Origin of the sequence: Exiguobacterium profundum (assembly GCF_001909285.1) — a bacterium.
Lineage (GTDB): Bacteria > Bacillota > Bacilli > Exiguobacteriales > Exiguobacteriaceae > Exiguobacterium > Exiguobacterium profundum.
The window spans coordinates 577,331-589,924 of the sequence record NZ_MRSV01000001.1 but is presented as its reverse complement, the minus strand read 5'-3'; the positions used below and the strand labels follow the sequence as shown (position 1 = coordinate 589,924).

The 12,594-nt window shown below is 47.4% G+C and carries 15 protein-coding genes; 3 read left to right on the top strand and 12 right to left on the bottom strand.

The window, feature by feature from the left end:
• Positions 1-80: 80 nt before the first annotated feature.
• A complete protein-coding gene (locus BBB58_RS03180; RefSeq protein WP_074035394.1) occupies positions 81-506 on the top strand; it encodes a VOC family protein in 426 nt (141 codons plus the stop codon).
• Positions 503-901, top strand: a complete 399-nt coding sequence (locus BBB58_RS03175; protein WP_074035393.1) for a VOC family protein — start codon at positions 503-505, stop codon at positions 899-901. Before BBB58_RS03180 ends, BBB58_RS03175 begins: the two co-directional genes overlap by 4 nt.
• A 118-nt stretch (positions 902-1,019) precedes the next feature.
• Here the strand turns inward: BBB58_RS03175 and BBB58_RS03170 are convergent, their stop codons facing one another.
• Positions 1,020-1,487: a hypothetical protein gene (locus tag BBB58_RS03170; protein ID WP_074035391.1), complete on the bottom strand. Its 468-nt coding sequence runs from the start codon at positions 1,485-1,487 to the stop codon at positions 1,020-1,022.
• Positions 1,488-1,490: 3 nt separating this feature from the next.
• Entirely contained in the window at positions 1,491-1,682 is a 192-nt protein-coding gene (locus BBB58_RS03165) for a helix-turn-helix transcriptional regulator (RefSeq protein WP_031421892.1), read from the bottom strand.
• 177 nt (positions 1,683-1,859) lie between these two features.
• Between BBB58_RS03165 and BBB58_RS03160 the strand changes: the two genes are divergently transcribed.
• Positions 1,860-3,674, top strand: coding sequence for an LTA synthase family protein (locus BBB58_RS03160; protein ID WP_074035389.1), 1,815 nt, complete (start codon positions 1,860-1,862; stop codon positions 3,672-3,674).
• A 34-nt stretch (positions 3,675-3,708) separates the two neighbouring features.
• Here the strand turns inward: BBB58_RS03160 and BBB58_RS03155 are convergent, their stop codons facing one another.
• The 10 genes from BBB58_RS03155 to glmS form a co-directional block, all read right to left on the bottom strand.
• Positions 3,709-4,593, bottom strand: a complete 885-nt coding sequence (locus BBB58_RS03155; RefSeq protein WP_074035387.1) for a VOC family protein — start codon at positions 4,591-4,593, stop codon at positions 3,709-3,711.
• 14 nt (positions 4,594-4,607) lie between these two features.
• Positions 4,608-4,892, bottom strand: coding sequence for a putative quinol monooxygenase (locus BBB58_RS03150; RefSeq protein ID WP_074035385.1), 285 nt, complete (start codon positions 4,890-4,892; stop codon positions 4,608-4,610).
• A 103-nt stretch (positions 4,893-4,995) separates the two neighbouring features.
• A complete protein-coding gene (locus tag BBB58_RS03145) occupies positions 4,996-7,650 on the bottom strand; it encodes an MMPL family transporter (protein ID WP_074035384.1) in 2,655 nt (884 codons plus the stop codon).
• Positions 7,651-7,653: 3 nt separating this feature from the next.
• Positions 7,654-8,097, bottom strand: coding sequence for a MarR family winged helix-turn-helix transcriptional regulator (locus tag BBB58_RS03140; RefSeq protein ID WP_074035383.1), 444 nt, complete (start codon positions 8,095-8,097; stop codon positions 7,654-7,656).
• A gap of 85 nt (positions 8,098-8,182) precedes the next feature.
• Positions 8,183-9,139 (bottom strand): NAD(P)/FAD-dependent oxidoreductase, encoded by a 957-nt coding sequence (locus BBB58_RS03135; RefSeq protein WP_074035382.1) that lies wholly within the window; start codon positions 9,137-9,139, stop codon positions 8,183-8,185.
• Positions 9,140-9,208: 69 nt separating this feature from the next.
• The gene (locus tag BBB58_RS03130; protein WP_074035380.1) at positions 9,209-9,895 is read right to left on the bottom strand and encodes a DUF975 family protein; all 687 of its coding nucleotides are present in this window, start codon (positions 9,893-9,895) and stop codon (positions 9,209-9,211) included.
• A gap of 85 nt (positions 9,896-9,980) precedes the next feature.
• Positions 9,981-10,199 (bottom strand): helix-turn-helix domain-containing protein, encoded by a 219-nt coding sequence (locus tag BBB58_RS03125; RefSeq protein ID WP_012727632.1) that lies wholly within the window; start codon positions 10,197-10,199, stop codon positions 9,981-9,983.
• Positions 10,200-10,209: 10 nt separating this feature from the next.
• Positions 10,210-10,689 (bottom strand): DUF2975 domain-containing protein, encoded by a 480-nt coding sequence (locus BBB58_RS03120; RefSeq protein WP_074035379.1) that lies wholly within the window; start codon positions 10,687-10,689, stop codon positions 10,210-10,212.
• A 115-nt stretch (positions 10,690-10,804) separates the two neighbouring features.
• Positions 10,805-11,368 carry a YdhK family protein gene (locus tag BBB58_RS03115; RefSeq protein ID WP_074035378.1) on the bottom strand — a complete coding sequence of 188 codons (564 nt, stop codon included), beginning with the start codon at positions 11,366-11,368 and terminating at the stop codon, positions 10,805-10,807.
• Between the two features lie 140 nt (positions 11,369-11,508).
• The coding region (gene glmS / locus BBB58_RS03110; RefSeq protein WP_074035377.1) for a glutamine--fructose-6-phosphate transaminase (isomerizing) at positions 11,509-12,594 on the bottom strand (1,086 nt) is incomplete at its 5' end.

Below are 12,594 nucleotides of genomic sequence, written 5' to 3'. Positions count from 1 at the left end.
TTCTCCCGTAAAAAGTTTCTTCTCCCGTATCTTCGAAGGCTTGTATTCGCTACACTAACAATAGAAAAGGAGGGGATCTTATGTTCCGAATCGGAAGTATCTTTATTCCCGTATCAGATGTAGAACAGTCTCTGAACTGGTATACAACTTATTTTCATGCCCAAGAAATCGGGCGCTGGGAAGGGGGCATCGGAATCTGTCTGCCAGATGGCTCAACTCAACTCGGATTGATTCAAACTACTTCAACGCAACCCACAACATTTAAGGATGCGTCCGGACAAGCCCATGTTTATTTCAATATCATCTGTGAAGACATCCAGCTCGCGTATCAATCGTTCGAACAAGCAGGGTTAATTGCGACCCCGCTTCACGATTTCGGTGGTATGTCCTGTTTTGACGTACGAGACCCGGATGGACATACGATCAGCCTCATCTCAGAAGAATTGACTTCCCCGTTCCACCGTGATCGAGTGAAAGAGTTGCAAACGAAAGGAAACAACCAATGAAACAAATCCATCATATCTGTATCCAAACCCCGGATTATGCCGCATCGAAGTCATTTTACGAAGCGCTCGGTTTTGAACTCGTCCAGGAGTCGCCAAACTTTCATACGCGTGACTTCAACAGTTGGCTCAAGCTCGGTGATTTTTATATTGAGCTCCAGACTGCTAAAGCGGATGAAACGTTACAAGACTACTCGAAACATGCGGCCGGTCCCGTCCATTTCGCCCTCTATGTAGATGACCTCAAAGCGGAAGTCGCACGACTCGAACAACTCGGCGTCACGTTTTTACCGAAGCACGGTGGCAACATCTACTTCGTCGTCGATGGACATTTAAGTAAATTAAAAGCACCGGAAGGAACCATCATTGAACTGCGTGATACGTTCGAGATTACATAATCAGAGCTTCACAGTTATCCAACAAAACCAGGTCCATGTTTGCATGGGACCTGGTTTTGTTATGCACTCTTAAAGACATAGATGTCCTATTTGAAGTAAAACGAATATATCACCTCGGTCATGAAAGCTCACGATTTTTTCTAAATGACCGTTGAAGTGAAATGAATTGTGCGACCAGAAGTAACCCATTTGTAAGAAGTGTCATTGCTAACAAGTCCACCCAAGAGTAAACCACTACACCCGTCACCTTTAATGCTATTGCCACTCCAGCAAACAAAACAGCAAACTTCGATGTAGAACCAATCAGTTTCCTTAGTTCCATTTTATATTCAGATTTCTCAACAACGTTTGCATACTCCATACCTGAGACAATATAACGAATCCATACATAGAGACTTAGAATTGCTATAACACTCAATAAAATATATGAAGACTCAGTGTTGAATATACCTGAAAATCTATTCAATAGAAAGACTACTCCCAAAAATCCAATGAACAAAACGAAAGCCTCGGCTATAAAGTACAACATCCGCCTTTCTTTATATTCGTCATTTGGTAAAAACATTGTGACCCATGATTCTTTCATCTTTTACTCCTCCCAGAATAAATCATTTAGAGTGACGCCCAGAACCCTCGCAATGGCAATACAGAGTTTCAAAGAGGGATTATATTTATTCGATTCGATCAAACCGATTGTCTGTCTAGTCACACCGATCGCCTCTGCCAAATCGGTTTGAGTAAGATTCTTTTCTACTCGATGTTCTTTTACTCTATTTCCCATGTCTGTCTCCTAATTTAGTTGCGCAATACCTAAAATGTAATATATATATTCCATTAACGCAATATATATATTACATATTTTTGATTACGAATGAATCTCCATCACACTTTCTACGTTTTCTCTGTTCATAAGAAAGGAAAGGATACAGTAACTACATTTTGAGTTAGGAGATCACTAATGAAATATCTCGATTATTGGAGCTACTTGTCACTCTCTCTGGCAAAGCTCTTCTTTTTTAGCTGGTTGACCGCGACGGCGTTCGACTTCTCATTCTTCCTCATCAATTTGGCGACGATTTTGCTCCTGACGAGTTGGGCACTCGCCGTGTCTTATCCGATCCGCCGATGGATTTTATACGTTTCTCTGTTCCTGCATAGTACCCTGCTCGTCTCGGACGTCTGGTACTATCGCTATTTTGAAGACTTATTATCCGTCGCCTTACTATCTGATATCGGGCAGATGGGAGATGTCGGGGGTGGCTTCTTGACGCTCATCCGCCCAATCGATGCGTTCTTCTTCATCGACCTCATCATCTACGGTTTGATTTTGCGTTATATGAAACGTCATCCTGTCCGTGAAGGGAAGCGGAACGGAAGACGATTGGCGCTCGCTGGCTTCGCACTCGGATTCCTTCTCTTCACAATCCCGCTCACCCTCAGTTTTCAGCGTGGAGAAAAGTGGATCGCAGATGACCCCATCTCGAATATGCGTGAATACTATCATCTTGGATTTTGGGGCTATCACGCGATGGATGTCGCCCGAGGCGTCGAACGTGCTATGGGATGGAACGAAGCCCTGACAGACGAAGAGCGTTCTCAAATTCAAGCACTCTCTTATCAAGAATTAAGTGCCCCAAGTCCAGATACGAACGTTATCGTTTTACAACTCGAATCATTCCAAACATCCGTCATCGATCAACAGATTGATGGACAGGAACTGACCCCGAATTTGAACCGACTGCGACGTGACATGCTTTACTTCCCGAACGTGTATCATCAAACGCATGAAGGGCGAACGTCTGATGCAGAGTTCATCGTCAACACGTCACTTTATCCTGTCAAATCTGGTTCCGTCTACACGCGTTTCCCGGGGAATCAATTCAGCGCGCTCTCTCAATCTTTGAATGAGGCGGGCTACGATACGGCAGCCATGCATTCGTTCCGAAAAGACTTTTGGAATCGCGATGACTTTTATGACAATATCGGGTTCAATCATTTCTTTAGCGACAAAGACTACCCCGATCAAGGAATCATCGGGATGGCACTCAACGATCAGGAATTCTTAAATACGTCGGTCGGATTTATGGAAGAGTTGGATGAACCATTTTACGCATTTTTAGTCGCTTTAACGAGTCATACACCGTACGATATCCCGGAAGACGAGAAGCGGTTGGACCTATCTGATATCGACGATCCCCTTCTCGAAAACTATTACCATACCGTTCATTTCGTCGATGCCGCTGTCGGTCAGTTCATCGAACGATTGAAACAAGATGGTTTCTGGGATGAGACGCTTCTCGTCATGTATGGTGACCACGATAGCGGTCTGACGGCACCAGGAGAAGAGATGGCTACCCTCGAAGAAGTGAACTCAACGGTTGACGCGTTTCAACTTGACCGTGCTGTCCCTCTCTTCATCAAACCATCTGGACCGACGACAGGAGAAGTCATGGAGGCGAGTGGTGGACAAATCGATATCGCCCCGACGATTCTCGATTTACTTGGAATCTCTCCAGCATATATGCTTGGCGACTCCTTATTGAATGATACGTCAAATCTAACCGTCTTTCGGACGGGCGCTTTCCGATACGAAGATCATTACTATGAACCAGACTTGACCGAACGTGCTGGTAACGGCACATGCTATTCCATTGAGACGGAAGAACAAGTCGCATTCGATCGATGCGCCCCTTACATCGACCGTGCGGCCAGTCAGCTCCGGCTCTCGGATACCATCATCGAGAAGGATGCCCTCTCGCAAATGAGTCCATGAAAAAGCTCCCGAGCATTTGTCTCGGGAGCTTTGTTTAGTAAGCTTTACGCAACGTTGCGATATCAAGCTTTTTCATGGGCAGACATGCCTGTACGACCTGTTCAATCTGCTCTTGCGAACCAACCGCCATCATCTCTTCCATTTCCCACGGGATGATTTGCCAGGAGACGCCATAGCAATCTTTCAGCCAACCGCACTCCTCTGCTTCCGGTACAGCCGATAGTTGCTCCCAGTACGAATCGACTTCTTCATGCGACTCACAAAAAGCAATGAGCGACTGGGTCTCGTTAAACGAAAATGTATGATTTTCATTACTGTCCATCACGACAAATTCTCGACCGGATAAGACGAAACGAGCATAGTTGATTTTCCCGTCAAGCTCGTCCCCATCTTCTTCTGTATATCTTACCGTATGTCCGTCCAATACATATGAATCTTTGAAAATAGAGATCCAATCGTTCATCGCCGCCTCGGCACGACCGAACGCTTCTTTGACAAACAATAGACATGGCGTCACGAGCTGAATGTCCATCCCGCCATCATGCATGATTTGCCAAGAAACCCCATAGCGGTCCTGCAACCACCCATAACGCTGACTGAAGTCGTACGTGTCTAATGGAATAAAGATATCCGCTCCGTCAGATAATCGTTCCCAAAGCGCATTGATCTCTTCCGTCGTCGGAAGCGACACCATGTAGGAAATGGACGGATTCCGTTCTTGCACCGTCCCTCCCCCAAGCAACTGAAAGAATTGTCCAGCGAGTGATAGCGTCACAATCGTCGTCTCGCCTGCTGGTGAACTTGAAAATCTCGTCGTATAGTCGACAAACGAATCTGGAAAGATGGATACATACCACTCGGCAATCTCTTCAACGTCCTGCTCAAACCAAATACATGGAATCACGGGTTGCGTAATCATGAGAATGTCTCCTTTCAGACTTCATGCAAACGATAGACCTCACGTACGGCGAGAAGCTCTCCGGCTTCATCACGATACGCCTGATAGTGCGACGAATGGATATGGTGATTGAGTGCATTTTCATCCTTATACTTTTCATAGAAGACAAACGTACCTGGTGCATCAATCGCCTCGTGAAGAACGTACGCGAGACACCCTTCTTCCGAACGCGACGGCGGAATCACACGGTGCAGCGCGTCACGTAACGCCTCTTCTTTTCCGGGATGGGCTTTCAAGATTGCAGTAATGACGATTTCCATACAGTATTCCTCCTTCAATAATGGACCTGCCTTTCTGTTCCCGAATCCACCAAAAAAAATCCCAAAAAACGGATATCTCATCATACGAGACATCCGTTTCTGCTTATGACTGTTTCTTTTGTCGGAATGGCCACCAGACACCATCGCCAAATGAAATCGTAATGGCTGGGATCAAGAGGGGTAACACAATCAAGCCATACAATAACAAACCGGTGATGACGATTGTCGCGATTTGGACGAGACTGAGCACGCCTGACGGAATCATGGCACCGAACGTCCCGGCGAGGATGACCGCGGCGGTCATAATGACGGTACCCATCTTCGTCATCGAGTGGATGAGCGCCTCACGGACCGTCTTCCCATTGATTGTCTCTTCCCGGAATCGATCTAACAAGAAGATAGAGTAGTCAATTCCAAGGGCAATCAACATGACAAAGCCAAAGAACGGAACGGCCCAGCTAATCCCGTCATAGCCGAGTCCTTCTACAAAGATCAGCTCTGTGATTGCCGCTGACGTATAGTACGTCAAGAGAAGCGAAGCGATCATATAGAGTGGCATGATCATCGAGCGGAACAGTGCTGTCAAAACGATGAACAACGTCACGAGCATGATGGCTACCGTTCGATTAAAATCATTCGTCGATGTTTCATTTAAATCGCTATTGATACTTGAGATCCCGGCATATCCGATGGTCGCATCCGCATACGGTGTTCCCGTCACGGCACGATTCATCGTCTCTTTGATTGTCTCAACGGTATCAATCGCTTCTGGCGAATACGGGTCCATCTCTAAGACGACCTCGAGCTGAGTCGCCATTCCTTCATCGAAGACATATCGTTCGACTGCAGGTGAGAACTCATCTGATGTGAGCGTCCCTTCCGGAAGATACACGCCTGTCTCCCGAAGCGCATCTGCTTCACTCAACTGTTGTAAGAACGAAACGGCTTCGCCGAGACCAGACTCAATTTGTCCTAGCCCGTCGTTCGCTTCCGCGACACCTGTCGCCAGTTGCGCTAACCCGCTACCAAGTTCACCGACCTGAGAACCTTGTGCATTTAATGCGGACGCCGCTTCGTTGATTCCTGACTCAATTTGTGTGAGGCCAGCTGATACTTGACCGAGCTGTCCGACTGCGGCCGGGATGTTTTGAGTCGCTGTCAATCCTTGCCCAATGAGACCAAGTTGACCATTCAACTGATTTAGTCCCGCTGCTGCTTCTGCAAGCGGTGCCCCAGCATTGGTTGAACCGCTTGGTAGTTGTCCAACAATCCCGTTCAATCCTTGCTCAATCTCATCCAATCCAGTTTGAACATCCCCGAGACCCGTCTGCGCTTCAGACAAGCCATCGCTGACTTCACTGAGCTGCGTATCGACATAAAAATCGTCGATGACTTCACCAGTAGGACGTGTGAGCGCACGGACACCATTCACACCTTCGACTTTTTCAAGCTCACTTGCAAACTTTTCGATATAGGGAACTTCTGATTCTGTAATGGCTTGATCTTGTCTCAAAATGACTTGTACCGGAAGGGATTCCCCTTGACCGAACCCTTCTGAGATCAAATTCAGTCCACGAACCGAATCGTACCCGTCTCCAATCTCATCGACCGTATTGAACGAACGGGCATCGTCATATGTGAATAAGACGGGTACTGTAATCAACCCGACGACCAAAATCGATACGAACGGGCGATTGACCGACAATCGGCTCAAGCTAGCCCAAAGCTTGCTGTCATGATGCTCGCCTGCCTTTTTCGACTGCCAAAACAGTCGCTGTTTGAGCGTCGCCATAAAGAATGGGACGACCGTGAAGAGAATCAGCAGCAACACCGCAATCCCGACTGCGACGGCGACCGCTGATTTAAAGATTGGAAAATCAGCAAATCCGATGGCGGCAAAACCGACGAAGACCGCGAGTCCACTGATGAGGACCGTCCGTCCTGCCGTCTTGTACGTATTGACGATGGCGTCTTCGATGGCATGTCCTGCACTGAGTTCTTCTTTATAACGGCTAAGAAGCAGGATACAGTAGTCTGTCCCAATCCCGAACAAGATGGCGACAAGGAAGATCTGCGTGTAGTTGGACACCGGGAACCCGAACCAATCCACGAAGAACGCGACAAAGGATTGACTCAATAGATAAGTGAATCCGACCGCGATGAGCGGGATGAACGGGGTCACGATGGAACGGAAGACGAGAAGGAGTAATCCAAAAATCAACACGACCGTGATGATTTCTGTCTTTTTCAACCCTTCCTGTGCACTTAGATTCACATCATTGTTAATGATTTCTTCCCCGGTGATATATACTGTCTCCTCTTGCGGGAGCACGTTTTCACGGACATCATCAGCAAACGCATTGATTTCTTCCGTCGTACCTTCTACCGTGATGGGGACGAGGACGATGCGTCCGTCTTCCGAGACAAGCTGTGCCTCTGTCTCCTCGTTTTCGAACGGATCGAGAACATCTGTCACGACCGTTTCATTTTGTTTAAGTTCTTCGATGACACGCGCGACATCTGTTCGCTCCGTCTCTCCGATTGATTCAAACTCATAGACGAGGGAGATGGTCTTGTCACTCTTCCCGGCTTCATCTAAAATCGCTTGTGCGCGTTGTGAGTCCATGTCGTCCGCAAGTTGGAAGCTCCCTGCCTCTTCTGCTTGTTTCGTTAAGTTCGGTGCTGCGACAAATAATGCTGCCGTCAATACGATGAGGGAAATGAAAATTCCCCAGCGCCATTGAATGATTTTATGCATGTGTTATTCCTCCCCGATTCGGAGCAATTGCTTTATTTTTCGGAACGTCCGAACAAACTGCTCGATTTCAATTTCGTCTACTTCTCCATCGATGAGGGATTCCACATATCGATAGACGGCACCGTCCACTTCTTCGACGAGCCGTTTCCCTTCTGGGGTCAATTCAATCAACCGTTCCCGTTGATCTTGTCCTCGTCGACTCGTGACGAGTCCTTTTTCGACCAACTTTTTCAGGCGATTCGAGACCGCACTTTTATGGACACCTTGTTTTTGCGCCAATTGCCCAGCAGGAGTTGGTCCAAACTGATCGAGTAACTTCAACAGTTGGAGCTGTTCACGCGAATACTCGTGCCATACATCCCCTTCCATCGCTTCGATGACATGTTCCGTCCCATGGAACATCACTTCTTCAAACAACTGCACCGCTTCACGCATCAATGCTTTCATTTTTAGTTTACCCCCTAAACTAGATGGTTATAGTTTATGCCCTAAACTAAATGGCGTCAAATAAAAAGACCGATAAGGGATGCCCTTATCGATCCATGTTCTTTTCAATGGTTTCTGCCACACGTAACCCAGACAGATAGGCACTTTCGAATCGCGTTCGTCCGGATGGATCATCAGCTTCAAGGAAGACATCCCCTGCTAAATAGATGGGATGATGGCTTACTTGATAAAACGGCTCATGCCATACATCTTTCGCTTGCGCGTAACGCCAACGTTTTAACTGCCGTGATTGGATGCCGAGGTCTCCGACTTCTTCACGCACTAACCGCTCTATTTCAGCAAGTGTCTCCGCTTCCGGTCGCTCATACCAGTCCTCACTCCACGCCTCTTCCATATAGACACTTACGAGTGGTGTCGCAGAGATTCCTTTTTTCCGATTATCGACGATTTTTAATACACCAGGTACTAGTTCTTGATCGAGAATATCGTCTGCTCCAATCTGTACATCACCGGCACATTCAAAAAGACCGACGAACGTCGGCGAATATATAAGACGACGTAATGCGGGCTTAATCTGGTCGACCAAACTTCCCAGTAGTTCAAATGACTGTGGAAGGGGTGCCGTCATCACGAGTCGATCATAGGAACGTGTCGTCACGTCTGTCTTGACTGTGACGGTTCCGTCTTCTTCTACTTGAACGTTCTCCACCCGTTCATTCAACTGTACGGTCAAATCTTCAGACAAACGCTTAGCGAGTGCATTCATCCCATTAATCGCGACATAACGTGGATAAGGGTCGGCATACCAGACTTGCACCCAGTTTGCATTCATCCACGACTGTACCTCTCGTTCGAGCTCTTCTCCACGCACCGTGAAATATACCGCTCCATGGTCGGCTCGTCCATCACCGATTCGACGTGTCGCCAAGCGTCCCCCGACGCTTCGACTCTTTTCAATCAGTTCGACGTCATGACCTTGACGCGCGAGTTCACGCGCTGCGATGATTCCGCTCAGACCGGCCCCGATGATCCCAATCTTCATTCCGCATTCCCCTTTCTCTTCATGAAGATTGTAGCACGTTCATTCAATTCTCCCTCTGTTCGATATGCTTCAGGCTGGCTCGTTCCATTGTTCGTCGTACACCCGACGCGTATCTTCATACATGACAGCGAAGCGCGCAACGACGAATGGACGAATGAGGATTGTCGCTATAGATAGTGATAATGCGGCGAGTAAGACAGAATTCACGACCATAAACAATGTGAAGCCAATCAAATAAATCGGGATGAACGGCAAAATCAGTTTGAACGCCTCCCATTTCCGCCCATGCATCAACGCGCGTGATTTCGTGATGGATTCTCTGACCGATAATGATGGTTCATCTCGCAAAATAAAGTACGTAAACGCGTAGGAGAAGAACTTCACGATTCCCGGGACAATGAACAAAAGTGTCCATAGCGTCTGAAAGATGGCTAGTAAGATGACAGCAGTCACATTCTTACCAAATCGTTCTTTCATCGGTCGAAATACATCACGAAACTGCGCGTCTTGTCCGCGAATGATGGAAAGGATGACCCAGTGATAACCGATAATGATTGGATATAACATGAAGGATACTACCATCGTACTAAAAAGGAATACAATCGCCTGTACTGAATCGGCTTTCGCCCCGTAAAGCGTTGGGTCAAATATTGCAATAAACTCTAATATCACGGCACAGAGAAACGACCAGACTAACAGTAGACCTCGTTTCCCATTGATTGCTTCATGTGTCCGTTCCGTCCATGTTTGAACCATTTTTTCTAATCTCCCCTTAAACGATTTATCTTTTATACGTAACTTGAATCAAACACGTTTCAAATTCATATAAAAAAGCAGAGATTCACTCTGCTCGTTCGTCCGCTCGATATTCCAATATGTCTCCCGGCTGACAGTCGAGTGCTTCGCAAATCGCTTCAAGTGTCGAGAAACGAATCGCTTTGGCCTTTCCGTTTTTCAATATCGATAAGTTCGCCATCGTGATCCCGACTCGTTCCGACAGTTCCGTCACACTCATTTTCCGTTTCGCCAACATCACATCCAGATTCACAATCATCGCCATTTCTCTCACCTCATACCGTCAAATCGATTTCTTGTTTCATGTCGATGGCGCGCTTCAATAGTTTCTGTAACAACTCAGCGAAAACCGCAATGACAAATGCGGCGAAGACGAAGACGAATCCGATGACTAAAAATCCTGGCGAGTCGTCACGCTCAGCGAACCAATAGAAGAACGGGAGTGTCGCCATATAGATGGCCGTGATGGTCAACGCACAATATTTAATGACACGAAGTGCTTTCACCGACCGATAGGAGAATGCCTCATTCCGATCAATCAATCCAAGTAAGATGAATGACTGTGACAAAAAAAAGAAAAAGGGAATCGCTGCTACATACATCCCTCCAATAATCGGTCGCATCGAATTCGCAATCCATCCTCCGCTCTCCACCGCCTCTCGCCAAAGGAAAGGGAGTAAAAAGATACAGGCCGCGAGAATCGGGAGCGACAAGACAATCACTGCTAGTTTCAAAAAGATGGTTTCCCGTTTCATCTGCCAAACACCTCATTTAGTTTTATTTTCTTTATCATATGCTATGTTTTATCGTTTATCAATAAATATTTATCGAAAAAAATAGACCACGAGATGTACTCGAGGTCTATCGCATTCATTTCATTGTTTCTAATTCACTTTCGGTCACCCATTTATGGTTTGTGACCTCTTCCCCGTCTTCGGTCGTGTAATCAACCATGTAAACGGTCGTCTCTTCCGCTGTATCGATTGTCGCTTCTGCGCCGTCCATCCCTTCCATATGGTCGGCGGCCAATACGACCTCATCCCCTTCAGACAACGGTTCCTCATCTGGATTGTCCAATTCTTCGTGAATCACCCATTTGTGATCCTCTACCGGGTCACCGCCTGTTGTCGGTGTATAGCTGACGGCGTAGACGGTCGTATTGTACGCACCGACAATCGTGGCCTCCACACCTTCCATCCCTGGCATGTGATCCGCTGTCATCATCGCGGTTGATCCGACTGGAAAAGTCGGATCACTGGCTTCCATCAGCCCGTCTGGAACTTCTCCAGACCCGGAGTGATCCATCGCTGAATGGTCCATGCTTTGCTCTTCTGACATCTCCATCGATGTGTCCTCTGCCGTATCCCCACAAGCGGCCAATGATGTCGCGAGAATCATGACACCGAGACCTGTCATCCATTTCTTCTGTTTCATCGAATCTCTCCTTCTCTTCATTTTCATGTTGAGTGTACCCGTTCCCGAGAATGAACAGACATATTTGAGAACATTACGATGATTTGTTAACTCATTGCAACAAAAAAGACCAAAATCCCGAAAGATTTTGGTCTTGAACATTATTCAACCGTTACAGACTTCGCCAAGTTACGTGGCTTGTCGACATCGCAGTCACGAGCAAGTGCTGCATAGTACGAGATGAGTTGAAGTGGAAGAACCGTCACGAGTGGCGTGAGAAGTGGTTCAACACGTGGAAGAACGAATGCGTCGTTCTCATGTTCCATTCCTTCCATTGAAATCGTACATGCGATGGCACCACGCGCCACAACTTCCTTGATGTTTCCACGGATGTTGAGGTGTGTGTTTGGTTGAGACACGAGCGTGATGACCGGTGTCCCGTCTTCAATCAAGGCGATCGGACCGTGTTTGAGTTCCCCACCTGGGTACCCTTCCGCTTGGATATATGAAATCTCTTTCAGCTTCAATGCGCCTTCGAGACCTACATATGAATCCAATCCACGTCCGAGGAAGAATGCGTTACGTGACTCTTTCAAGAACTTATCTGCAAGCTCTTCAAAGATTTCTTTTTGTGCCATGATCGAGTCCATCGTTGTCGCAACGAGTGCAAGTTCTTGCATGAGATCAAACGGTAGTTTCTTCCCGTTCGCACGAGCGATGTCGTATGCGAGAATTGCGAGGACGGCAATCTGTGCCGTGTATGCTTTCGTCGAGGCGACCGCGATCTCTGGTCCTGCGTGGAGGAGCATCGTCTCGTTCGCTTCACGTGACAATGTCGATCCTGCCACGTTCGTTAACGTGAGCGCTTTATGGCCCAATTTTTTCACTTCGACGAGGACGGCACGGCTGTCCGCTGTCTCACCTGATTGTGAGATGAAGAGGAAGAGTGGCTTCTCTGTCAAAAGTGGCATGTTGTAACCGAACTCTGATGCGACGTGTACTTCAGTCGGTACACCTGCAACGCGCTCAATCAATTGCTTCCCGACAAGACCAGCGTGGTAACTTGTACCACATGCGACGATATAGACGCGGTCTGCTTCCGAAACGAGTTCACGCACGCCTTCTGCGAGCTCGATGTCGCCGTTCTCATTCTGGTAGTGCTGGATGATGTTACGGATGACGGCTGGCTGTTCGTCCATCTCTTTCAACATGTAGTGCGCGTACGTGCCCTTCTCGATGTCTGACGC